The organism is Wolbachia endosymbiont of Nasonia vitripennis (assembly GCF_048054115.1).
GTDB lineage: Bacteria > Pseudomonadota > Alphaproteobacteria > Rickettsiales > Anaplasmataceae > Wolbachia.
Genome location: NZ_JAFEVF010000015.1, coordinates 1 through 23,301, shown reverse-complemented (window position 1 = coordinate 23,301; position 23,301 = coordinate 1). Strand labels below are relative to the sequence as shown.

The window sequence follows — 23,301 nt, the reverse complement described above, 5'->3', positions numbered from 1 at the left end:
TGTCAGTTAATTCATGCCTGTCAGATCAAGTCTAAACTATTACAGTTTAGGGTAAATACTGTTCATGTTGACATTAAAGTATTAGAATTTCTATTAGATAAAGTAGGATCGCCAGAAAAACGACATGCAATGTTGGCGGCCAATAATTATGAAGCATTTAGAGAAGCTGCTGCTGAAGTTGATATTGAAGTGTTAGAATTTCTATTAGATAAAGCAGGATCACCAAAAGAACAATATGCAATGTTAGCAGCTTATAATCATAAAATGCTTTCTTCCCATATAATTGAGAGCCATGAATATTCTTCTGAGGAGTTCAAAAGGATGTGTCTTGAAGCTGTGATAAACTATAATAGTAAGGAAATGCTTGATACAGTGCAGTCAAACCTTTTCCCTTCCAGTACCCGTCAAGAAGTAGATGAATCTTATCAAGAGAGAAAGAGAAAATTTGAGGCAATAGAAGATTTATCAAAATCACAGCCAGGACCTTCTGGGTATAAACCACTATCAAGGCATCCTCAAAGAAAAATGTCATGTGTAAATATTGAGCCAGGAAATGGAGAAAGAGAGAAGGTAATGAAATGTTGAGAAAACATTCAAAAAAGTGTGTCAAATCAAAAAATAAATTAATATAAAGAAAAGTTTGTATGTATTGAGTGGTAGAACTAGAAGAAACGAAATCAACAGAACTTTTGGATGCTGTTAGAACACTAAATATGAAGGAATTTGTGAGATTGATAAAAGCTGGAGCAGATATTAATGCAAAAGATAAGGATGAACGAACTCCTTTGCATCATGCTGCTCAAAGATTATCTACAAAGGAAGTAAAAGTTCTAATAGAAGATGGAGCTGATGTGAATTCAGTAGACAGATGTGGATGGACTCCTTTGTTTACTTCTATTATGTCTTTCTATGGAAACGTTACAGATATAATAAAAGTTCTAATAGACTTAGGGGCAGATATTAATGCAAAAGATAAGAATAAAAAAACTCCTTTGCATTGGGCTACTGAAATAGGCTTTACAGATATTTGTGAGGTTATACTAAATCACATAGCAAGACTAGAAGTTGCTGGCTTATATGTAAGTGAGGAAAATTTACAAAAGAAAAATGAATTTATAACCACTTCAACCGAGAGGTATAACAATTATTTACAGCATCTTAAAAATTGTGAAGAAGAAGTTAAAAAGATTAAAGAAAGAAATAAGTCACTATATGACTTTTTGAGGGAAAATGACGTTAATAAAATGGCTGGCATATGGGAGCAAAATGAAAACGTACGTAATGAATTTGATAATGAAGAGAATTTAAAAAAGCTATATCCAGAATATGCACATATTTTAATTAATAAGGCTGATGAAGTAAAAAAAGAAATTTTCCTGCACAATAATAAACCATTGGTGGATTTTCTATCAACACATTATAGATATGATTTTCAAAAGGCGAAATTCTTTGGCATGGAGAGATTTTTTGAGGTGCACAAAAATGACTTTAAAGAAGAAAGAGTAGGAGTCCGAAATAATACACTAGTTTACTTTGTAGACTTTAATGTTGAAAAGAGGTACGCTCCTAAACTAAAATTACAGGCGTTTGTAGAGACAATTGGAAACGAGGGTGTAAACAGCAATCTTCATCACCCAAACACTGAACAAACTCAAGGAGCTAGTCAGTCTCTTAATTAAAGAGGGATACATGGAGACCTGCTGCAAAAACAAAAAGAGGTGTTTCTCACTTGTATAAAGTATTTTTAAACGTGATTTTTTAATATCATAATTACCATAAAAACTGGGGCTTTCCTTTTGCAGCAGTTCTTGAGTTCCAGCAACAGACCAATCCATCCCAAAACGAACTCTTCTCTCACTAGCCGGTTTTAGTTGTTGGGAATGGTTGTTTTATTTAAATTTTTAGTAATATATACTATTAAGTCAGTATTAATTCGTTAAGAACTTTCATTAAAGATTATCAAAAAAACTTCTAAATAGGGATTGACAAGTTTTAGAGATGGAGTATTTTATGAAAAGTATATTGAGCTATTAATTTTTTATGTATAATAAATATGATAGTGAAAATATTTTTCTTTATATTATGAGGTAGCTGTTTTATTCAGAAAAAGATTTTTTTCTTACTTTGAAATTGAGTGGTTTTTATCGAGGGTTAAATGATTAATGAATTATTTGCTGCTGTACGTAGTGGAGATGCTAATCAAGTTGCGGATCTTATCAATAAAGGGGATGATGTTAATGCCAGGGACAATAGAGGCAATACTCCTCTACATTTAGCTGTTCTTGCAGATAAATTACAGGTAGTAGAAAAGCTTATAGAGAGAGGAGCTGATATTAATGCTAAGAATAATCATGGCGCTACTCCTCTGCACTGGGCTGCTCTTAATCAGAATGTCAGTATAGTAGAAAAGCTTATAGAGAAAGGGGCTAATGTTAATGAGAAGAATAAATATGACAATGTCCCTCTGCACTATGCTGCTTTTTTTAATGGTTGCTTAGGTACAGCAGAAAAGCTTATAGAGAAAGGAGCCAATGTTAATGCTAAGAACAATGATGGCGCTACTCCTCTGCACTGGGCTGCTCTTCATGATAATTTACAAGTAGCTGGTCTTTTTATAAATAAGCGTGCTAATGTTAACGCTAAAGATGAGAATGGTTGGACACCTTTGCATACTGCAGCTGCTCGTGGCAATTTGGGTGTAGTTAAGCTCATTCTTGATAAAAGTGATTATGTTGATGCTAGAGGAGCTTTAGCCGTAGCAAATACGCTTAATGAAGAAAACAGCTTAGAAATACGAAACCTTCTAGAAGAAAGAATAAGAAGAAATGAAGAAATCACCCAACATCTTAACTTGCAAGAAGAAAGCAGCTCCCTATCAACACGTGTCCATAATCGCCTCAGTATTGCACAAGAAGATGAAAATTCGTTGCAAAATGATAAGATAGGTCCTGATAAAATAGGAGTTACAAGCGGAACAAGTAAGCCATCTTCATTTATCAATATTTTTGCTTACACTACGGTAGATACTATTAAAGGTATTTTTCAGTTTGTTTCTTCTCCTTTTAAGGCAGCTATAAGTATGGAACCTTCTAAAGCTATTACAGTTCAAGGTATTGATAACAACGGTATACTTCTTTTATTAGATGTATTTATAAGGAAAATCACAGGTCAGAAGTATATTTCCACAGTAGTTCAGTCTATATCACCATTAGAAGCACAGGGCTATGCATTAAATATTATAGAGGAATTTGAGAAAGTAGTAGAGCAAGCTGCATTAAAAATTGGGATATCAATGCATCGGTTAAATATTGATTGTGTAGAAATGCAGAAAGAGGTTACTGCAAAAATCACGGGTGGTAAGTTTAATGACATTTCAGGAGTTTTAAACTCATATGTAGAGCAAGCATGCCACGATAGAGAAGCAGGTAAGTTAAGTCCAAAGAAGTTTAACAAATTTATGGTTATATTTAATAAGGAACTAGATTTAATAGTAAATCAATCAATGCAACAGATATTACACAATAGAGATAGTACATTAGAAGTTGAAGAACAGCAAATAAACTTAGAGCCTCAAAGTTATTTAAGTAATACTTCTGTTCAAGGTCATTTAATTCAGGATAGAGGTTTAATAAATCAAGGTAAGGCTTAATTCCTTAGCTTTTTGATTTCATCTAGTAAAAGGTTGGTAATTTGATCTTATAACATCAATGGGCACACCAGCCTTTATTTTGTATGCATTCAAGCAATGTGTGACTATTACGCCACCTAAAAAAATAATCATACACTGTCTTCCATAGAGGAAAATCTTTTGCTCTACTGGCAAATACCTTTCATTATGTATTGTATAACATTAATAATTGCTTATTTTGTGCTTTCTTGGCCACACCTTGTGCAACTCTTGGCTCAAGAAATTTCCATTCTTTGTCACTTACATCACCTGGATATATTTTTTACTGATCCTATCATATTATCTTCCTGATTTCCTTTCAAGATATGTTCTAAAAAGTAGAATCCGTTCAGCAGGGTGACAAAATAAGGTAGAAAAGACAGCCATAGAAATAAATGGTGTCATTCCAATATGATGCTTTCTCTGTCATCCCAGCACTTGACACTGGAATGACAACATTTTTGCTTCGATATTTACACATTAGCCATGCATCTGAACGGATACAAAAGTAGAATTTAGAATTCTATCTAAAAGGATACCGAAAAAGAGCAGGAGTCCTATCTGGGAATTATTTTTAAATATGGACATGCATTGATTAGAATCGTCTGGATTGAAATTTTTGTGTTGGTGGTGAAATATGAATCCTATGGCAAGTAAAGCAATATAAAAGATGTTATTTAATGATGATAGTATACCAGCGTACAACCATGCCATTAAGGATATTAAATAAAATCTTTTCAACCAAGATTTTGTTGTATTGCCAAAATATAATGCAGTAGATTTCATTCCTAATTTCTCATCATCTTTTTTATCTTGATGAGCGTATATAGTATCATAACTAAGCGTCCAAAAGACGCATCCTATATAAAATAGCAAGGATTCTATGCTAATCTGGTTTGTTATTGCTGCTGAACCCATGAGTGATCCCATGTTGAAAGTAAACCCTAAAAACAATTGTGGCCACCAAACGTAACGCTTTAGCAAGGGGTAGATAACTATCATGCACATTGAAATTATTCCAAGTATAAGAGTAGTTTTATTGGTTAATAATAAGATTAACAGGGCAATAGACAGTAACAGTGAAAGTAAAGCCAAAGCCTGCTTTATGTTTAATGCACCACTTGCAAGTGGCCTATATTTTGTTCGTTCAACGTGCGCATCTATTTCTCTATCGAAGATATCATTGATTATGCACCCTGCGGGTCTCATTAAAAATGCACCTATAGTAAACAAAACAAGGAGAAAAAGAGCTTGATACGATAGAGAAGTTGAGGCTAAAAGAATGCCGCTTAAGCTAGGAAATAGCGCAAGCCATAAACCTGTTAAACTGTGTATTCTCATTAATGAGAAATAATGGTTGAAATACATTAATTAAGTGTGATTATGTAATATTTTGCTTACATTGACAAAATTATCGAATGCTAAATCAGGCTTAAAAACTAACTCAGGTATAAATCGCAAATCAACATAACACAATATAGATTTACGTATTGACCATGCAGATTGGTTCATTTCATTAACAACAGTGCTGATATCATCATTATCATTTTGGATGTTTAATGAAGATAACACAATATATACATCTGCTTTCTTCAAATCTTTGCTTAGCTTTACATCAGATACTACTACTTTTTCATTAAGAACATTACCTTCCATTAAGACTTTTGATATTGCCCTGTGTAATACCGATGCTACTTTTAGATTTCTAATTTCCTTTTTCATATTCAACTACTATAACGTCCTTTCTTCTTGCACTAATTGATAAGCTTCCAAAATGTCTCCAACTTTAATATCGATATTACCCTCTAGGGATATTCCGCATTCAAAATTTACACCCACTTCTTTAACATCATCTTTAAATCTACGTAGTGCTTTTAACTTTCCTTCATGCACCAATTTGCTGCCACGTACTACCTTAATTAAAGAATCTTTTTTTATAACTCCATCAGTGACATAACATCCGATTATATTACCGGCTTTGGATGCATTAAATATTTGCCTTACAGATGCAGAACCAACACGAACCTCTCGTGTAACAGGCTTTAACATTTTAGTTAGATACATCCTCATGTCTTCAATAAGCTCATATATTATATTGTAAGTATGTATTTCTATACCTTTTTGTTTTGCTAATTCTCTTATTTTTGAATCCACTTTTACATTAAAAGCTAAAATTACTGCGCTTGATGCTTCTGCAAGCAGCATATCTGAATCTGTTACTCCTCCTACTGCTTTGTGTAGAATATTTAATTTCACTTGCTCTTTACCAAGCTTATCAATTGAGCTTGATATTGCTTCAATAGAACCAGTGACATCGCACTTTAAAACTACAGATAGTTCTTCTGTTTCACTATCATTACGACTGAATATATCTAAATTACTGTCGTCTAAATCTTCTTGCTTTTTCTTGATTAATTCTAACCTGTATTCAACAATTTCACGAGCCTGCCTTTCAGAGTTTACAACAACAAATTTATCTCCAGCATTTGGTACACCATTTAAACCAGTAACTTCAACTGGAGTAGAAGGTAGTGACGCTTTTTCTCTTTGACCAAGGTGATTAATCATACTGCGTACTTTGCTGTATGTTGTACCAACTATCAATATATCACCAATCTTTAATGTTCCTTCTTCAACTATTAATGTAGCTGATATTCCTTTAGCTTTATCTATTTTGGACTCTATTACCCATCCAAGTGCTCGACAATCCTCTATTCCTTCTAGCGTCATTAATTCAGCAATTAATAAAATTGCCTCTTCTAGTTTATCTAAGTTGATTTTCTTTTTTGCTGATACTGGCACAATTATAACATCACCACCAAGTTCTTCGGGGATGAGGTCATACTGAGGCAAACTATTAATTATTCTTTCTACATCGCCAGGTTGTGATTTATCAATTTTATTAATGGCAACTATAATAGAGACATTTGCTGCTTTTGCATGGTTTATTGCTTCAACTGTTTGTTTCATGATTCCATCATCAGCTGCAACTACTATCACAACTATATTAGTAATATTGGCACCACGTGCACGCATTGCAGTAAACGCCTCATGCCCTGGTGTATCAATGAAAGTAATTTTTTGCTTATTTTTTGTCGTTAATTGATAAGCACCTATATGTTGAGTGATGCCACCTGACTCTCTTTCTGCAACATTGGATTCACGAAATGCATCAAGCAATGATGTTTTACCATGATCCACATGTCCCATAAAAGTAACGATAGGTGGTTTTGGTCTTTTAGGTAAGTTTTCTCTGTTGCTTATGAAGAGTAAATTCTTTTCTTTATCAGCATCACTTACTCGTTTAGCCGTATGATTAAATTTTTTTGCTATTTCGCATGCTATATCTGGATCTACTAGATCATCTACTCTATAGCTCTCCCCAACTTCTTCTTTGAGCATTTTTAGCACACTCTTGCTATCTTCTGCCATACGAATAGATAACTCCCTGATAGTTATTTTGTCTGGTATAATAACTTCTCTTGCTATATTTTTACCCTTAGTAAACTTTGATTGTTTACTTCTTATACCAAATTTTTGCTTAAATACAGGGAGGTGTTCATTTCTTTCATCTATTGCCTGTGTAATTACTAGCTTAGAATGCTTAGAGTATATATCTTTGCTAGCTTTAAAAGACTTTTTATCATTGTTCTCATATTCAATACTATCTTCTTTTTGTTCAACTGAGTTAGTATTACTTAAAACTTCCTTATTTATTTCTTTAGGTACAGAGTGTGATTCATTTTTATCTTCAGCTTCTTGATTGCTTTCTTCTTTTTTTATTTTCTCTTCTTGTTCTCTCTGATTCCTTTCTTTCAGCAAAGTAGCATTCTGTACAGCATTAATGCGGGAAATTTGTTCTTTTTCAGTTAAAGAGCCTAATTTACTCTCGTCAAATAAACTATATTCTTCTGCAGAATGAATTTTTCTTCTTTTTTTTACTATTGTAGTACCAGTACTTTGACTATCTAAAGAGTTTAAATTAATGTCTAATTTAAGCTTGCTTAAGCCTTGTAGGGTTAATTTTTTATTACTGATATCTTCATTATTCATATTGTTTTTATATTAATCCAAGCTTTTTACGTGCTTCTATGATTATTAAATCTGCTGTATCTTTTAGATTGTCTTTATTATTAGTTGAGGAAGAGAGTATGCTACAAAACTCATAATTTGATAAATCTGCTATGTCCTCTAAAGTTTTAATATTATGTTTACTAAGAGCAATTTTATTATCTATTGATAAGGCTAAGTTGATTACATCGTCTTCCATACCTAAATTTTTTAGCTCTTCTATTTTTCTATCATTCTCTGCTTTCAGGTAATTATTTGCTCTATTATGAAGTTCATTTGCAATATCTTCATTGAAGCCCTCTATTGAAGCAAGTTCCTTAATTGAAGTGTTAGATATATCTTCTACACTTGAAAAACCTTCTGTTACCAATAATTGGCCCATAATCTCTTCTAAGTTTAAAGCTTCAGCAAATAAAACTGAACATTGACTAAATTCTTTGTTTCTTCTTTCTGATTCTTGCTGAGTGCTTAATATCTCAATTTTCCATCCAACAAGCTCTGAAGCTAATCTTACATTCTGACCCTTTTTTCCTATAGCTAAACTCAATTGATCTTCAGCAACTATTAACTCTATACAATTTTCATTTTCGTCAATAATGACCTTTGATACTTCTGCAGGAGTAATGGCTTTAATAACAAATTGACCCAAATCTGATGAGTAATGTATGACGTCGATTTTTTCACCGTTTAATTCGTGTATAATAGTTTTTATTCTATCTCCTTTAACTCCAACGCAAGCACCTACTGGATCGATATTCTTATCAGATGAAAAAACAGCAACTTTAGATCTTGAACCAGCGTCTCTAGCTATACCTTTAATTGTTATCAATCCGTCAGCAACTTCTGGTACTTCTTGATTCAACAATGCCTCTAAAAAGCCTTCATGAGTCCTAGAAAGAATGATTTGACGTCCATCGTCAGAGCGCTTAACAGCCTGTATGTAAGCTTTAACCTTATCGCCTTCACGAAATGACTCACCACCAATTAAGTTTCGTAAAGGGAGGTATGCTCCAATTCCGTTTATGTCTATAATAAGATCTGAATATTCTACTTGTTTAACGATGCCATACCTCATTTCTCCTACCTTATCTTTAAATTCCTCATATTGCTTTTTTAACTCTTCATTTTTGATTATTTCAGAAATCTTTTGCTGGGCAATTCTTGCTGAAACAAGATCAGTGTTAAGAGAAATCAACTCACTAATAGTATCTCCAACTTTTGCATCTTCTTTTATTAACTTAGCTTGTGTCAACTTAATTAAGTCACACTCATTTTCATTTGATTCATCATTAATGACTTTTAGTTGTCTATATGAGGTAACTTTGCCTGTGTTTCTATCTATATTAACTACAATTTTACTTTTGCTACCATACTTTTGTTGAGCTACTGCTTCGATAGCACTTTTAAGTGCATTTATTATAATATTAAAATCCAAACCTTTTTGAAGTGAGAGCTCTCCCGCTGTTTTTATTACATCAAGGCTTCCAACTATGTTATTCTTGTTGCTTTTCTGCTTAACACTGCTTTTACGATTAGCAATCATATAAATAAATCCAATTTAATTAGTTATAATTATAGCTTCAACAGGTAAAGAACGCTATCTTAAATGTTAAATGATTGCTAATTTAAGTCAAGTTTTTTCATGTCTTTGTATGATAAGCAATGCCGGAGTAAAGAATAAAGTTAAGACCGTTGCAGCCAATATTCCACTTGCTATGGTTGCTGAAATATCAACCCACCACTGGCTTGATGGAGCATCATATGTGATTTGTAGCGTAAAAAAACTGATATTTAACCTAGTAATCATCGGTATTAAACCAAGAACTGTAGTTGCAACGGTAAGTAGTATTGGCCTGATGCGAGAAATTGAAGCGTTTATTATACATTGCTTAATGTTATTTTTGCGCACCTTAATTTGCTGATGAAAGGCATCAAGCAATAGTATATTATTATTCACTATAATTCCTGCTAAAGCAATTATCCCCACTCCACACATGACAACTACAAAAACTTTCTGAATAAGAAAGAAAATGAAAAATACACATGTTGTTGATAAAAACACTGCTGTCATTACGATAAATGTATAGTATATGTTGTTAAACTGTGCCACTAGCACCAATATCATCAATGTAATTGCTAATATAAAAGCCTTTAATAAAAATGCTCCTGATTTTTGTTGATCTTCCTTATCACCTTTGAAATCAATCTTTACTCCTTTACTACAGTCTTGAGTAATCGAATTTTGAATGAACTTAACTCTTTCATCAACAAGATAGCCAGTATCAACGTCAGCAGAGATTGTTACTGTGCGTGATCCATCAATCCTACTTAGTTTATTTGCCTTTTTTTCGGGAACGTATTTCACTATGCTACTCATAGAATATGGTCCATTTGCTGTATTAATAAAAAGGTTATCTATAGTTTTCATGTTGCGATTCTTTCTGGGAAAGCGTAGTACAATATCAATTTCTTCATCTGCGTTATTTGGTCTATATTTTCCAATTAATACTCCATTTGTAACCATCTTTATAAAATCACCGATGGTTGCAACACTTACTCCAGAGCTTGTAGCCTTACTCTTATCAATACTCATATTCCACTCTATTTCAGGTGCTGATCTACTATCTTGAATATTTATAAATCCAGATGAAGGTTGGTCCATAATTTTTAGGATTTTCTCTGCTACTGAATTCAAGTTGGATGCACTTCCGCTTAAGTTAATTTGTATTGGCTTGTCAGCTGATGGTCCTGACTTTTGTTCCTGTACATCAATTATTACTCCTTTTATGTTTTGTACACTACTCCTTATATCATTTAGTATTTGCGTAGCTTTGCGCCTGCAGCGCCAATCTACAAGTTCCAATTGAATTTTGGCAATAATGTTGTCTGAAAATTTTCCTGATCGAGCATAAAAAACATAAATTTTCTTTTCAACACCCAAAATACGTTCTTCTACTTTCTTAAGTATCAAATCTCGTTCTTTGGCTGATAAGCTTTCTTTTACTTTAACGCTGATTAAAATGTTATCTGAATCTACATTCGGAAAGAACTTTAATCCAGGACCAAAAGTAAAATATAATATACTAGACAAAAATAAAACAAACACAACAACACATACAAATTTTTTGGGGTGATCTAAGACTTTCTCTAACATACGTACATAAGTTCTTATTATAAGCCCAGTATTTTTTATCTCACCACTTTCTATAGCACTCATTCTTATTATTTCTTTTTTTGAAGTTATGGAAGGTTTACCAAATATTGCACCAAGTGTTGGTATAAAAACCAAAGCCATAATTAGCGATCCAGTTAAAGTTAGAATTATTGTAATTGGTATGTACTGCATAAATTTACCGACTGTATCGGGCCAGAGTAACAGAGGGAAAAACACTGCTAATTTAGTCAATGTTGATGATAAAACTGGATAGAACATATCATGAACTGAGGTGCAAAAGGCTTCTACTTTATCCATGCCACAAATCATCTTTCTATCAGCATATTCGCTGATTACAATTGCATCATCAACCAGCATGCCAACTGCCATAATTAAACTGAAGAGCACAACTATATTTAGAGTAATACCCATGAGGTAAAGAGCCATTATTCCTATTAGAAAGGAGCCAGGTATTGATAGTGCAACAAGAATAGCAGCCCTTGTTCCCATAAAGAGCATTATTATGGTTAATATTAGTAATACGGCAAATATTATACCATTTTCCAAGTCGTCAAGCACATCACGTACATTTTTTGACTGGTCATTCAAATAAACTACTTTTAAATTTTCAGGTAATTGATCTTTTGCTTTGTCCATTAAGTATTTTACTTGATTTACCGTGTCTATTATGTTTTTTCCATTACGTTTTGAAATTTCTAGTACAATGCTAGGTAGTCCATTAATACGAGCAAATCCTTGGTGATCCTCAAACCCAAGGTATACTTTTGCTATATCTTTGATTCTCAAAACTGCATCACTTTGAGATCTAATAGGAATATTCATAATATCTTCTATGTCTTTTAATAACCCTGATATTTTAATCGAATATTTACCGGTATCATTTTCTAGTGATCCGGCTCCTACCAATCTGTTGTTGTTTGATATAGCTTGAAATATCTCATTTGATTGAATGTTATATTTTGTTAGAACTGTGGGCTCAATTATAACTTCCACTGTTTCTTTACGCATACCTGCTACTTCAACTTTAAGAACATTTGGCAGAGATTCTATTTCTTTCTTTAGTTTGCGTGCTATTTCAGTTAAAGTTCTTTCCGGCAAATTACCAATCAAGCCAACGTTTAGTATCGGAAATAAGCTCAAGTTTATTTCATTGATTATTGGAGATTCTGCTTCAATAGGTAATTTTGATTTTATGTTTAAAAGCTTTGAACGGACATTATCGAGCACTTCTTTATTATCATACTCTGTTCTAAATTCGAGTATCATGTGAGCACCATCATTAGTTGCAAAAGCTCTCAATTCTTTTACACCTTCGATGGATCTTAGTTCATTTTCTATAGGAAGCACTAATAGCTTTTCACTATCCTCGACAGAAATACCAGGAAACCCGACAAATACGCTAATTATAGGAATCTGTATATCAGGATTGCTTTCTCTTGGCATTTTTATATAAGTGTATGAGCCGAAGGTAAAAATCACGATAAGCAATAATATTACTGTTCTATTCCTCTCTATAATTAAGCTTTTCATTCCGGACATTATACGTATTTACATCATATTATAGCTAAGATAAATTATATATTAATTAATCCTTATATAGCTTTATGTAAATGATTAAAATTTTTACAATTTTGCAAGCGTAAGAAAATTTCTATATAATATGACTTTAGTATGGTATTTGAGGGATTATTATGGTAGCAGTTTTAAGTGTGACAGAAGGCAAGAATAAAGTGATCGTATCTGGGTTGGTTGGTGTTTCATCAACTTTAGTATTTTTAACAGTGATTCACATTGCTGCAAAGATAGCCATTATAGTTACTGCTGCTGCAGTTACTTACGCATTACTTTCATTGCTTAATAAAGCAGGAGCTAAGTCTGTTAAAACTGATGATATGTCAGAAGATGAAGGGTATAGCAGTGTTGATGAAGGTGAAGAAAAAGATACCGTAAAAGAACCAAAAAGAACTGAAACTGAGCTAGAAGAAGAATTAAAAAATAAAAGAGCAGAAGAAGAAATGAAAAATGGACTACCTAAACATATGGATTTCAAAGGTAATTCACTTTCTAAAAGTGCTGATACTACAGATAGTCATTTCGTTTCTAGTGCTACAAATATTGTTATGGAACCTTTACCTAAACACATGGATGCACTTGGTAATCCACTTCCTGAGCAGCCACCGAGCAACCTTACCAATATAGGGCTTGGATCATCTAAAAGTACGCAGAAACTATCTGCTGCAGACTTGCTATTACAGTATGGGAATGTAAATAATGATGTGAGGAAAGTGCTAGAATGGCCAATTACCTCAAAGGAGTTTAATGGGTTAGGGTTTAACAGGTAGTTGCTATATCAAACTCTCCATCTTATATTGAGGATCAGATGCAATGCCATACACTCTATTTGGCGGAGCAATTTTGTTCTCTATACCAAAAACTATACCTTCAATTATTGCTGTGAGTACTTTTTCAAGGTTACAATCTGCTCCAGGAACACGGTGCTCTAGGCGGCATCTTTTGGAATCGTTGCCAAAATAGGGAATTCTTATCGCAGCAGTTCTGTTATTCACTCCCCAACTAATCGTAGTTGGAGTATGAATATCTGGGTACTGAAATCTTAAATATGAATCATCATTTGGAGCAAAAAACAACATATGTTTTTTCATCATTGCACATAATCCACCTATGCTGTGAATCAGGTGGTCACTATATTTTTGCTTATTGCCATAAAATAAGTTATTATTATTTGAATCCATGAGGCTAACATGTACATTTAGTGCGCTGCCTGCTCTATCCAAATAAGGTTTTGCTTTAAAAGAAACATTACCATCGAACTCTTGTGCTGTTCCAATCAGTAATTTTTTTACTAACTCAAAATGCATAATTAAATTATCAGGACTCGTATAACAATCACTTTTTATCTCGTATTGGTTTAAAGAACTCTCTTTCTCACAAAAAAATCCAAGAGAAGCTATTTTATTTTTGATGCTATTCAGAAATAAATATTCTTTTTTTATTCCCTCAGTGTAAAACTCCAGTTCAATACCGAATACAGTATTATGACTCAAATTACTTAATATAATCACAAATTTACTTCAATAAATTTATACTAAATCAGCTATATTTATACAAGTACTTTACTTATTTATCAGTAAATTTAATATCTTATTTATACATAATATATTACTATTTTTTAATAACATACTTCTAATCCTCGGTACAAGCGACATTTACAAATTGATTGTTTTTATTTCAAAAAAATGATCAATTTTAGTGCTTTTATACTCTTTACAACTCGTCAAAAAATCCTCATAATTTTAGATATGTATTAAGTAGTGTTAGCTTTTTATCTTACAGTAAGCTATTGATTATCTTGCATCTTTCTGATTATTGTTCTTTCTTGGTGTGGTATATGAACTTAACTAACCCTAAGGTTTCTACTATGTTTTTTGATCAGATTATTACAGTAACGGACCACAATGTTACTTGGGAAAAAATCCAAAATTATCTCCATAATCTCTATGGAGAAGCAACATATAACAGCTGGCTGAGTTCACTAAGATTTATCAGCAACAGAAATGGAGAAGTTTTGTTGTCTGTACCAACAAGATTTATAAAGGAGTGGATTACAGTTCACTACATGGAAAAAATATTGTCATTATGGCAAAGCGAAGATCAAAGTGTATGTTCTATTGATATTCAATTAATTGAAGAAAGAAATTCAAATTCTAATACGATACTAAAAAATAGAGAGGAAAATAATCATAATCTTGGTTCACCACTAGATACCAGATTCACTTTTGATAATTTTGTGGTAGGAAAGTCAAATGAGTTAGCATTTACAGCGGCAAAGCGTGTAGCGGAATCTATAGATCCAATATCAGGAAGCAACCCTTTATTTCTATATGGTGGAGTGGGACTTGGTAAAACACATTTAATGCATGCTATAGCTTGGGACATAGTTAATTCTCCGTCAGCAAAAAGAAAAGTGGTATATTTATCAGCAGAGAAATTTATGTATCAATATATTACGGCGCTGCGGAGCAAAGATATTATGTTATTTAAAGAGCAATTTAGATCAGTAGATGTATTGATGGTAGATGATGTGCAATTTATCAGTGGTAAAGATAGTACACAAGAAGAATTTTTTCACACTTTCAATGCATTGATAGACCAAAATAAACAATTGGTTATATCAGCTGATAGGTCTCCTAGTGATCTTGATGGAGTAGAAGAAAGAATAAAATCACGACTTGGTTGGGGATTAGTTGCAGATATTAATGAAACAACTTTTGAATTAAGACTTGGTATATTGCAGGCGAAAGTGGAACGAATGAATATGTATGTTCCAAAGGATGTCCTAGAATTTTTGGCAAGGAATATAAAATCCAATATAAGAGAACTAGAAGGAGCCTTAAATAAGGTTGCTCATACCTCTTTAATTGGAAGAAGCATGACAGTAGAATCAGCTAGTGAGACCCTAATTGATCTTCTTAGGTCAAATCATAGGTCAATCACAATAGAAGAAATACAGAAAAAAATAGCTGAATTTTTCAATATAAAGATTGCAGATATGCAATCTAATAGAAGGCTCCGCAGTCTTGCGAGGCCGAGACAAATAGCTATGTATTTCGCAAAGAAGTTTACGCAAAAAAGTTTACCAGATATTGGAAGAAATTTTGGTGGTAGAGATCATGCTACTGTTATACACGCAGTCAAACAAGTGGAAAATTTCATAAGAACTGACCCAAAATTTGCTGATGAAATCAATCGATTAAAAAAGATGTTTAAGTAGCACTTTATTAATGACAACCAGGCTGTTTTCATTTTTTTGATCAAATATCTTTTTCAAGTAGATTAAGTAAATCAAAGATCATTATTAGTATAAGCTAAGAGAAAATAGCTAGTCGATTGCTTAAAAAGTATATAAAATCACAATTTAAGTAGGAAATATGGCAATTAGACTTATTCCAGATAATCTTGATATAAAATTTAGTAAATATAGAAATTTGACAGCACTTGTTAGCGTTATTCTTATCATTTTTTCAATGCTTACTTTTATGCTGCGAGGAATGAATTTGGGTATAGACTTTACAGGTGGAATTTTGATAGAGATAAAATCTTCAAGCAAGGATGATGCTATTCTCGGTATATTAAAAGAGAGTGGATTTACGATACAGAGTTCAAAAGCTGGTGATAACTTAGTTGTGCGGTTTAAAGATGAGGGAGATGAAGATAAAATTAAAAAGGTTAAAAGTATATTAGAGAGCAAATTAGGTAATTTAGTAACTTATCGCAAAATAGATTATGTTGGTCCACAAATAGGCTCAACGCAGATATTTGAAGGGATATCAGCCATGTTAATTGCAATTATTGGAATATTTTTTTATGTTTGGCTTAGATTTAACTGGCAGTGTGGACTTGGTGGAATAATGGCACTGATCCATGATGTGATTTTAACTCTTGGCTTTATCAGTTTAACGAGTATTGAGTTTAATATTTCATCAGTTGCAGCTCTCCTTACCGTAATTGGCTACTCAATCAATAACTCAGTGGTTATATATGATCGGATTCGAGAGTATCAAAAAAGTGGAAAAAATGCAAAAATAGGTGAAGTAGTTGATGCCAGCATTAATTCGACGCTATTTCGCACTATGTTAACTTCAGGTACTACTCTTCTTGCCGCTCTTCCTTTAGTGCTGATTTGTACAGGTGTGGTCAGAGACTTCTGCTTAATCATTTCTTTTGGCATTGCAATCGGCACCTGTTCCGCAATATTTATCTCTGCTCCTATATTGACCTGCAGAGCGTTGATAAGTAGAGTATAGAACGTTTAACTACGATATAATATTAGCTTGTTATCCCTAATAGTGAAATGAAAATATCTCAAAAAGCTCATACCAAGTAATGAATGGGACATAGAGTGAGTATTAACACTAGCGTGCACATCATTAATTAAAAAATTTCCTATTTTAACTTGAGGTATTTGAACCACTCCAGCTTTTATTTGACCTTTTGCAGTTTCATATATTTTAAAGTCTTGAATGTTTTGTAAGTTAATACCAGCATGTAACGCATCTTTTTGCGATAGAACAATATCAGTTGCTCCGGTATCAAGCAAAAACGTTATATTACGATCATTGACTTGAGCTTGAATATAAAAGTGTCCATCGTATGACTTTGTAAATTCAATACTTCCGCCATTTTGAACCCTTCCTTTGTACGGTAGAAAAGTGCTCAGAAACCTATTGCTTAGTTTATCCCCTTGTGAATCAATAAACATTGCAGTAATGACTATTATCAGTAGCCAAATAACTAGATTTTTTGCTGCATTCATATTATTAAAATTTGAAGCCATAAGAGTAAATTTTTAAGATTAGCGTTAAAAGCTATTATTAAAAATAAGTAAATTTTATTGTTTTAGTACAATATTTAATATATACTTTAAGGAGGTATGTTCGATTTAATTTCATGTCAGAAGCAAAAAATTTAATTTTAGCAACAATTCTTTCTATATTGATTATAGTATTATGGCATATTATTTATGATAATTTTCTTAACACGAGCCAAAGCCAACCATCGATTGAAAATATTGAACATATCGAATCTTCTAACGACCTTGCTCCTATGATATACCAAAATCGTTCTGAAATTATTAATTCTACTAGAGAACAGAGAGTTAATTTAACCAATAACATGCTTGAAGGATCAATTTCTCTGAAAGGTGCAAGGTTTGATGACTTAATCTTAACTAACTACCACTTAGAACCGAGTTCTTCTTCTCCACAAGTGGTGTTACTGTCACCTGCAGAATCAAAAGATGTATATTTCGCAGAATTTGGGTGGCTCGATCCGAATGAAAAGATTAAAGTTCCAGATTCTAAAACAGTATGGCAAGCAGATAAACTCAATCAAAAAGAGGTCAATTTATTTTGGGATAATGAAAATGGCATTTTATTTAGAATGAAAATTAGCCTTGACGATAACTACATGTTTAAAGTTGAGCAAATTATTGAAAACAATACAAAAGATAATGTAGTTTTGGTTCCCTATGGTAAAATCAATCGTAAACGTGATAATATTAACGAATCCTATTGGATATCACATGAAGGAGTACTAGGTGCATTTAACAATAAACTAGAGGAGTGGACATATAAGGATATTTCCAAGAAACGTTTAATAAAGGCCAGCACAAGTGAAAAAAGTTGGTTTGGTTTTGCTGATAAATATTGGTTTACAGCTATCATACCTGAAAAATCTGATCAAATAAATGTAAGTATTAAGCATACGAATGTTAATAACATTGATAAGTTTCAAGTAGATTTTGTTAAACCTTACAAACACATACTCCCTGGTGCAAGTGTTTCTACTCTGAACTACTTTTTTGCTGGGGCAAAGAAGTTGAATTTACTTGATTCTTATAAAGACACTCTTAATATACCTTTATTTGATAAGGCTGTAGATTTTGGTGTACTTTATTTTATAACCAAGCCAGTGTTTTTACTGCTTGAATATTTTAACTTTGTTTTGAAAAATTTTGGCTTAGCAATATTATTGCTAACTTTAGTAATCAAACTTTTGATGCTTCCCTTATCTAATAGATCATATATTTCGATGTTCAAGGTGAAAAGCCTGCAGCCTGAATTAACTCGTATAAAAGAGTTGTACAAAAATGACAGCTTAAAGCAGCACAAAGAGACAATTGCGTTGTTCAAGAGAAACAATGTAAATCCAATGTCGAGCATTTTCCCTATGCTCATACAAATACCAGTATTTTTTGCTCTGTATAAAGTATTATTTGTTACTATAGAGATGAGACACGCCCCTTTTTATTTATGGATTAAGGATCTTTCAGCTTCTGATCCAACAAACATTTTTACATTATTTGGGTTGTTTAATTATAACTTTCCTATTTCTATAGGCATTTTACCTATAATTTTCGGCGCTACCATGATAATTCAGCAGAAGCTAAGTGAGAAAGATCAAACCAGTAAAGATGATATTCAAGTAAATGTTATGAAGTTTTTACCTTACATTTCTGTCTTTATTTTTTCTTCTTTTCCTGCCGGCCTGGTAATATATTGGATATTTAGTAATATTATAACTCTGGTTCAACAATCATTAATAAAGTTGCTTTTAACAAGAAAAGTAGGAATGAATGTCGAAAATACTAATAGTTAATTCAGTTTATTATACTGAAATAGCAAACCTTTTGCTTGAGGGTGCAACTGATAAATTCAAAGGAAATAATATTGGTTACGAGATAATTAAAGCGCCTGGTACGTTTGAGATACCAGCTGCAATTCTTTTTGCGGTCAAAGGCAAGAATACTAATTATGATGGTTATTTAGCTCTTGGATGTGTAATTCGTGGTGAAACTGATCATTATAAATACGTTTGTAAAGGAGTAATCGAAGGCTTAAATGCAATTGTTATGCATCATGCAATACCTCTTGGTATGGGAATAATCACAGCAGATAGTAAAGATAAAGCACTAATTAGAGCTGACAAAAATAAAAAGAACGTTGGTGGCCATGCAGCCTCAACTGTTTTGCATATGATAGATCTACACAATAAATTAAAATAATGGAGGAAAAACCAGTAGATAAAAAGTGGCGCATAAAAAGAAGTACGGCAAGATTTCTTGCTGTACAAATTGCTTATTCAAATATTTTTGTAAGTTACAACAAAAGCACTTTTAAATTGGAAAATTGTGAGCTTAAGGACTACATAAGTACGTTGAAAGATATATTTGAATGTGAAGAATTTGAACATCAGTTCTTAGAAAACTTGTTATGTAAGGTTATAAAAAGCAGTGAAGAATATGATAAAATAATAGAGTCTTATTTACACCCAAGCTGGTCACTTTCACGATTAAATCTTATAAGCTTATCTATTTTGCGTATTGCAGTATGTGAGTTAATTGATTTTGATACACCAGCACCAATTGTTATTAATGAATATACTAACATTGCATCTGATTTACTTGATGCTCCAAACAAAATTGGCTTTATTAATGGGTTGTTAGATAAGGTAAAGGATGCAGTCAGATTAAATAAAAATCCTTAGTAACTTCTCGTAAGGTATTCGTTCAGTAGGGTGGCAAAATAAGATAGAAAAGACAGCTATAGAAATAAATGGTGTTATCCAATATGATGGCAGTGCTCCTTTTTCTGTCATCCCAGTGCTTGACACTGGGATCGAGATTGCAAGTAATGCATTCGGTTTGGTAAGTATGGATTTTGCGTTATAGAATGAAACACTTTTGGTAAAGAAAACTGGATCCCAGTGTCAAGCACTGGGATGACACCACTTTTGCTTCGATATTTACACATTAGTCATGCATCTGAACGGATACTTTGAGACAGCTTCTATAATAAGCTTAAGTAACCTAACACTAAAAAGTGAAGGGCAGACTTATTTAGTCTGCCTCTTTTATACTTAATTTTTTAATGATTTTCCTTCCTCTTGTTGTTCAACTTTTGATGATTTAACAATTGAGCTTGGCACAAGTGTAATGATTAGTTCTTTATCATCATTTTCTTCAGAGTCTAAACCTAACGTTTTTAACTTTTTTTCATATTCATGTATTAATTCATACTCACATTTATCATTTTTTCTTCCTAATGAATTTATCTTTAATAATCCATCATTGTTATTCATTTCCTTACTTGTAGCAGTAATGTAGTAACTTTTACTTTCTAAGCTAAAATATATAAGATACTCATAGGGGATAATACTGCCATTTTGATCCTTATTTTTGTTGTATTTTTTGATATACTCAAAATCTTCATCTTTTACTTTCACAAATAGATCTCCTGTCTTTTTTATAATAGAAACTACCGGAGTTTTAGTCATGGAATATATTGCTAAACTAGCCAGTGCAACAGCAGCAAATGCTAAAACACTTATTCCAAGTGGTGTAGCTGCAAAAACTGCAATTGGCGCTAAAATCGAAGTTGAAGACACCCAATACGGTGTTGAAAGTGCTACTGCTGTGCCTATAACATACAGAGAAGTAAGCGCTACAAGTGCAATGTTTGTTTTGTGACGGTGGTTTTTAAAAATTGACATAATTTCCTCTTAAAATAAGTTAATAATATATTAATATTATATATCAAAAAATCAATACAGTCAACTTACATATAAAAAACTACCTACCGCTTGATCCAAAGCCCCCTTCATTGCGGACGGTTTCTTCTGTGCAGAATTCTTCTCTGTCATCCCAAATTACCTGAGATACAGGAGTGATGAGGATTTGTGTGATTCTATCTCCTCTTTTTATTTCATATGGCTGATTACTTAGATTGATTAGGCAAACTTTAACTTCACCTCTATAATCGGAGTCTATAGTGCCCGGAGAATTTAAGACAGTGATTCCATGTTTTGCAGCAAGCCCAGAACGTGGGCGAACTTGTCCTTCAAAACCGTTTGGTATTGCAATCACAATGCCAGTTGGAATAAGTAACCTTTCAAGTGGATTTAAAATAATAGAGTCGTCCAATGCAGCATAAAGATCCATGCCAGCACTCTGCATAGTTGCATAACAGGGAAGAGGCAAGCTTTTGCCATGTGATAACTTTTTTATTTCTACTTTAATTTTATCTCTTTGCATTTTTATTCACCAGTTATGAAAATTTGATTGTAGCATGTAAATTATGCCTGTAAAAGATAAGAAAACTACTTGACAAATCTTTCAGCTTCCTTACTATAAAATTCAAAGTGTTTTATTACCTTCAATCTGTTCAGATTAAACGACAAAAGTATTATACAGTTGGCGTCTTATAAATCTTTCCGCTATGTGCACTTTATGTCTTCACAATAATTTCTACCTAATATAAGCTGAAGCGGGCTTATAAAATGTTTAAATACAGTATAGAACGCCAATTTTTAGGATGAGAGAGTAACAACTAGCTAACGCTTTTGCCTTTTTTTATTAGTAAATTTCTTAACGTTTATATAGAGGGTGTCATTCCAGCACTTGATGCTGGAATCCAGCCTTTCTGCAATCTCATCGAAAACGTTGTACCACCTTTCTATGCTAGTTTGCTTGTGAGCAACTTAGATCCCAGTGTCTGGGCACTGGGATGACAAAAAAGGGCTACTTGAATGACATACTTGAATTTACGCTATAAAGTGAACCGGTTTGGTGTGCTGCTGTTGTTTGCAGTATTGTAGTGCTAATTTTTTACTTCGGTAGTCTTTTTATTGTCATTATAATTACAAGAATAGTTGAGGCCAATTAATATGAAAACTTTTGCAAAAAATTTTAAAGGTAAGGAAAGAAAGCTAGAAGAGTTCAATGAGAAAGTTGAAGACATATCAGCTGTAGCTCAAGATAAGTTTGCACATGAACTTGAAAATATCGCATATGAAAGTGTGCAGAAATTTCGCAGTCTACTTGCTAAAGAAATAAACTCCACTTTCAATAACATTCATTCTCAGAATGTCAATCTACTAAAATCTGGCTTAGTAAACTTGATCAATAAAAAAGGAGAAACAGCGTTAATACGTTCTCTTCTCAATATACTTGTACGATAGAGTTGCTGCTGCAATTTAATATTAAGTGATAACTAAAATAAGTAAGACTTTTTATGGATAAGTCTTACTTATTTTAGCTATATATAGAAAAGGAGGGTTGTTATGTCAACAAGACTAAAGTATCCAATTATAAATATACAACGTAAGTCTAAGCCTAAATCTTTTCCAGTAACTTTAGGAGAGGTTAAATCTTTTTTACGAATTGAAAATGATCAAGATGATAAGTTGATTTCAAGTTTTATTTTTATGGCAACTGATTATGCTCAGTGGCATATGGAAAAGTCTCTAGTAAAGCAAACGTGGCAAGTTTCATATGAAGGTTATATACCTCGTAGAATATATTTAAGCTATGGTCCTGTGAATAAAATAATATTGGCTACTGATAAGAATAGAAAACTTAGTTATTATTTTAGTGATATAGGAAGCTATATTGAATTTTTCAATTATTTGAACATAATAAGGGCTGATGTTGTATACGAAGCTGGCTATGACAGCGTTCCTGAGCAAATAAAGCTAGGTATTATGCAGCATGTTTCTGCTCTCTATAAAAATCGTGAATCAGAAGTAAGTAGCCATTTATCTGAGGTAAAGAAGGTGTATTCTCCATTTCGCGAACCAAAGGTTGTTTTGTAGTTCCTGTTTGTCATTCAATAGCAGATACAACAGATGGTGTCATACCAGTACTTGGATCAAGATTGCGAGTAATGAATTGGGTTTTGTGAGTATGGGTTTTGCATTATAGAATGAAGTGTTTTTGGTTAAGAAAACTGGATTCCAGTGCTTACTGTACAAAAATTGTAACTTAATTTGTAATAGTTTAGACTTGATCTGACAAGCAAACAAAGTAAGA

General features: G+C 32.7%; 23 protein-coding genes. 12 read left to right on the top strand and 11 right to left on the bottom strand.

Features of this window, described 5'->3' with window-relative positions:
• From JR053_RS03300 to JR053_RS03290, 3 genes are all read left to right on the top strand, one after another.
• The coding region (locus JR053_RS03300) for a hypothetical protein (RefSeq protein ID WP_416603545.1) at positions 1 to 585 on the top strand (585 nt) is incomplete at its 5' end.
• Between the two features lie 68 nt (positions 586 to 653).
• Positions 654 to 1,679: an ankyrin repeat domain-containing protein gene (locus tag JR053_RS03295; RefSeq protein WP_416603543.1), complete on the top strand. Its 1,026-nt coding sequence runs from the start codon at positions 654 to 656 to the stop codon at positions 1,677 to 1,679.
• A gap of 476 nt (positions 1,680 to 2,155) precedes the next feature.
• The gene (locus tag JR053_RS03290; RefSeq protein WP_416603541.1) at positions 2,156 to 3,649 is read left to right on the top strand and encodes an ankyrin repeat domain-containing protein; all 1,494 of its coding nucleotides are present in this window, start codon (positions 2,156 to 2,158) and stop codon (positions 3,647 to 3,649) included.
• Positions 3,650 to 4,016: 367 nt separating this feature from the next.
• Here the strand turns inward: JR053_RS03290 and JR053_RS03285 are convergent, their stop codons facing one another.
• The 6 genes from JR053_RS03285 to JR053_RS03260 all read right to left on the bottom strand — a co-directional run bounded on the left by JR053_RS03285 (position 4,017) and on the right by JR053_RS03260 (position 12,443).
• Positions 4,017 to 4,148 (bottom strand): hypothetical protein, encoded by a 132-nt coding sequence (locus tag JR053_RS03285; protein ID WP_416603539.1) that lies wholly within the window; start codon positions 4,146 to 4,148, stop codon positions 4,017 to 4,019.
• On the bottom strand, positions 4,148 to 5,035 hold the full coding sequence (gene ubiA / locus JR053_RS03280) for a 4-hydroxybenzoate octaprenyltransferase (protein WP_029237698.1): 888 nt from the start codon (positions 5,033 to 5,035) through the stop codon (positions 4,148 to 4,150). The genes JR053_RS03285 and ubiA overlap by 1 nt, the downstream gene beginning before the upstream one ends.
• A 3-nt stretch (positions 5,036 to 5,038) precedes the next feature.
• Positions 5,039 to 5,389, bottom strand: coding sequence for a ribosome-binding factor A (locus JR053_RS03275; RefSeq protein WP_006015187.1), 351 nt, complete (start codon positions 5,387 to 5,389; stop codon positions 5,039 to 5,041).
• A 9-nt stretch (positions 5,390 to 5,398) separates the two neighbouring features.
• Positions 5,399 to 7,720: a translation initiation factor IF-2 gene (infB, locus tag JR053_RS03270; protein ID WP_010407239.1), complete on the bottom strand. Its 2,322-nt coding sequence runs from the start codon at positions 7,718 to 7,720 to the stop codon at positions 5,399 to 5,401.
• Positions 7,721 to 7,727: 7 nt separating this feature from the next.
• Positions 7,728 to 9,281: a transcription termination factor NusA gene (gene nusA / locus JR053_RS03265; protein ID WP_010407241.1), complete on the bottom strand. Its 1,554-nt coding sequence runs from the start codon at positions 9,279 to 9,281 to the stop codon at positions 7,728 to 7,730.
• Positions 9,282 to 9,368: 87 nt separating this feature from the next.
• On the bottom strand, positions 9,369 to 12,443 hold the full coding sequence (locus JR053_RS03260; protein ID WP_416603547.1) for an efflux RND transporter permease subunit: 3,075 nt from the start codon (positions 12,441 to 12,443) through the stop codon (positions 9,369 to 9,371).
• A gap of 161 nt (positions 12,444 to 12,604) precedes the next feature.
• On the opposite strand from JR053_RS03260, the gene JR053_RS03255 reads away from it, so the two are divergent.
• On the top strand, positions 12,605 to 13,255 hold the full coding sequence (locus tag JR053_RS03255; protein WP_063631240.1) for a hypothetical protein: 651 nt from the start codon (positions 12,605 to 12,607) through the stop codon (positions 13,253 to 13,255).
• Between the two features lie 3 nt (positions 13,256 to 13,258).
• Here the strand turns inward: JR053_RS03255 and JR053_RS03250 are convergent, their stop codons facing one another.
• Entirely contained in the window at positions 13,259 to 13,996 is a 738-nt protein-coding gene (locus JR053_RS03250; protein WP_007302792.1) for a type I glutamate--ammonia ligase, read from the bottom strand.
• Positions 13,997 to 14,322: 326 nt separating this feature from the next.
• Here JR053_RS03250 and dnaA point away from each other — a divergent pair, with 326 nt between their 5' ends.
• On the top strand, positions 14,323 to 15,705 hold the full coding sequence (gene dnaA, locus JR053_RS03245; protein ID WP_012481713.1) for a chromosomal replication initiator protein DnaA: 1,383 nt from the start codon (positions 14,323 to 14,325) through the stop codon (positions 15,703 to 15,705).
• Between the two features lie 157 nt (positions 15,706 to 15,862).
• Positions 15,863 to 16,738: a protein translocase subunit SecF gene (secF, locus tag JR053_RS03240; protein WP_010401100.1), complete on the top strand. Its 876-nt coding sequence runs from the start codon at positions 15,863 to 15,865 to the stop codon at positions 16,736 to 16,738.
• A 5-nt stretch (positions 16,739 to 16,743) separates the two neighbouring features.
• Here secF and JR053_RS03235 read toward each other — a convergent pair whose 3' ends face one another.
• Positions 16,744 to 17,268, bottom strand: a complete 525-nt coding sequence (locus JR053_RS03235; RefSeq protein WP_010401102.1) for a TIGR02281 family clan AA aspartic protease — start codon at positions 17,266 to 17,268, stop codon at positions 16,744 to 16,746.
• Between the two features lie 113 nt (positions 17,269 to 17,381).
• On the opposite strand from JR053_RS03235, the gene yidC reads away from it, so the two are divergent.
• The 3 genes from yidC to nusB are packed head-to-tail and all read left to right on the top strand — an operon-like array spanning position 17,382 to position 19,979.
• Entirely contained in the window at positions 17,382 to 19,091 is a 1,710-nt protein-coding gene (gene yidC / locus JR053_RS03230; RefSeq protein ID WP_007302796.1) for a membrane protein insertase YidC, read from the top strand.
• The gene (locus tag JR053_RS03225; protein WP_007302797.1) at positions 19,069 to 19,497 is read left to right on the top strand and encodes a 6,7-dimethyl-8-ribityllumazine synthase; all 429 of its coding nucleotides are present in this window, start codon (positions 19,069 to 19,071) and stop codon (positions 19,495 to 19,497) included. Before yidC ends, JR053_RS03225 begins: the two co-directional genes overlap by 23 nt.
• On the top strand, positions 19,497 to 19,979 hold the full coding sequence (nusB, locus tag JR053_RS03220) for a transcription antitermination factor NusB (RefSeq protein ID WP_006014794.1): 483 nt from the start codon (positions 19,497 to 19,499) through the stop codon (positions 19,977 to 19,979). Before JR053_RS03225 ends, nusB begins: the two co-directional genes overlap by 1 nt.
• Positions 19,980 to 20,086: 107 nt before the next feature.
• On the opposite strand, the gene JR053_RS03215 is transcribed toward nusB, so the two are convergent.
• From JR053_RS03215 to dut, 3 genes are all read right to left on the bottom strand, one after another.
• Positions 20,087 to 20,245, bottom strand: a complete 159-nt coding sequence (locus JR053_RS03215) for a hypothetical protein (protein ID WP_416603532.1) — start codon at positions 20,243 to 20,245, stop codon at positions 20,087 to 20,089.
• Positions 20,246 to 20,351: 106 nt separating this feature from the next.
• On the bottom strand, positions 20,352 to 20,984 hold the full coding sequence (locus tag JR053_RS03210) for a hypothetical protein (protein ID WP_416603530.1): 633 nt from the start codon (positions 20,982 to 20,984) through the stop codon (positions 20,352 to 20,354).
• Positions 20,985 to 21,063: 79 nt separating this feature from the next.
• Complete coding sequence (gene dut / locus JR053_RS03205) at positions 21,064 to 21,525, bottom strand: dUTP diphosphatase (protein ID WP_010401148.1); 462 nt, start codon at positions 21,523 to 21,525, stop codon at positions 21,064 to 21,066.
• 308 nt (positions 21,526 to 21,833) lie between these two features.
• On the opposite strand from dut, the gene JR053_RS03200 reads away from it, so the two are divergent.
• The 3 genes from JR053_RS03200 to JR053_RS03190 all read left to right on the top strand — a co-directional run bounded on the left by JR053_RS03200 (position 21,834) and on the right by JR053_RS03190 (position 23,084).
• Complete coding sequence (locus JR053_RS03200) at positions 21,834 to 22,001, top strand: hypothetical protein (protein WP_012481715.1); 168 nt, start codon at positions 21,834 to 21,836, stop codon at positions 21,999 to 22,001.
• Positions 22,002 to 22,157: 156 nt separating this feature from the next.
• Positions 22,158 to 22,451, top strand: a complete 294-nt coding sequence (locus JR053_RS03195) for a hypothetical protein (protein WP_139686435.1) — start codon at positions 22,158 to 22,160, stop codon at positions 22,449 to 22,451.
• A 102-nt stretch (positions 22,452 to 22,553) separates the two neighbouring features.
• Complete coding sequence (locus JR053_RS03190) at positions 22,554 to 23,084, top strand: head-tail connector protein (RefSeq protein ID WP_010401151.1); 531 nt, start codon at positions 22,554 to 22,556, stop codon at positions 23,082 to 23,084.
• Positions 23,085 to 23,301 lie beyond the last annotated feature (217 nt).

Coding starts and splice junctions, on each gene's coding strand:
- infB (WP_010407239.1), bottom strand. CDS start 7,720: ATGAATAATGAAGATATCAGTAATAAAAAATTAACCCTACAAGGCTTA.
- JR053_RS03235 (WP_010401102.1), bottom strand. CDS start 17,268: ATGGCTTCAAATTTTAATAATATGAATGCAGCAAAAAATCTAGTTATT.
- JR053_RS03285 (WP_416603539.1), bottom strand. CDS start 4,148: ATGTGTAAATATCGAAGCAAAAATGTTGTCATTCCAGTGTCAAGTGCT.
- nusB (WP_006014794.1), top strand. CDS start 19,497: ATGGAGGAAAAACCAGTAGATAAAAAGTGGCGCATAAAAAGAAGTACG.
- JR053_RS03195 (WP_139686435.1), top strand. CDS start 22,158: ATGAAAACTTTTGCAAAAAATTTTAAAGGTAAGGAAAGAAAGCTAGAA.
- JR053_RS03260 (WP_416603547.1), bottom strand. CDS start 12,443: ATGAAAAGCTTAATTATAGAGAGGAATAGAACAGTAATATTATTGCTT.
- secF (WP_010401100.1), top strand. CDS start 15,863: ATGGCAATTAGACTTATTCCAGATAATCTTGATATAAAATTTAGTAAA.
- yidC (WP_007302796.1), top strand. CDS start 17,382: ATGTCAGAAGCAAAAAATTTAATTTTAGCAACAATTCTTTCTATATTG.
- JR053_RS03215 (WP_416603532.1), bottom strand. CDS start 20,245: ATGTGTAAATATCGAAGCAAAAGTGGTGTCATCCCAGTGCTTGACACT.
- JR053_RS03210 (WP_416603530.1), bottom strand. CDS start 20,984: ATGTCAATTTTTAAAAACCACCGTCACAAAACAAACATTGCACTTGTA.
- ubiA (WP_029237698.1), bottom strand. CDS start 5,035: ATGTATTTCAACCATTATTTCTCATTAATGAGAATACACAGTTTAACA.
- JR053_RS03290 (WP_416603541.1), top strand. CDS start 2,156: ATGATTAATGAATTATTTGCTGCTGTACGTAGTGGAGATGCTAATCAA.
- dnaA (WP_012481713.1), top strand. CDS start 14,323: ATGAACTTAACTAACCCTAAGGTTTCTACTATGTTTTTTGATCAGATT.
- nusA (WP_010407241.1), bottom strand. CDS start 9,281: ATGATTGCTAATCGTAAAAGCAGTGTTAAGCAGAAAAGCAACAAGAAT.
- JR053_RS03225 (WP_007302797.1), top strand. CDS start 19,069: ATGTCGAAAATACTAATAGTTAATTCAGTTTATTATACTGAAATAGCA.
- JR053_RS03255 (WP_063631240.1), top strand. CDS start 12,605: ATGGTAGCAGTTTTAAGTGTGACAGAAGGCAAGAATAAAGTGATCGTA.
- JR053_RS03275 (WP_006015187.1), bottom strand. CDS start 5,389: ATGAAAAAGGAAATTAGAAATCTAAAAGTAGCATCGGTATTACACAGG.
- JR053_RS03190 (WP_010401151.1), top strand. CDS start 22,554: ATGTCAACAAGACTAAAGTATCCAATTATAAATATACAACGTAAGTCT.
- dut (WP_010401148.1), bottom strand. CDS start 21,525: ATGCAAAGAGATAAAATTAAAGTAGAAATAAAAAAGTTATCACATGGC.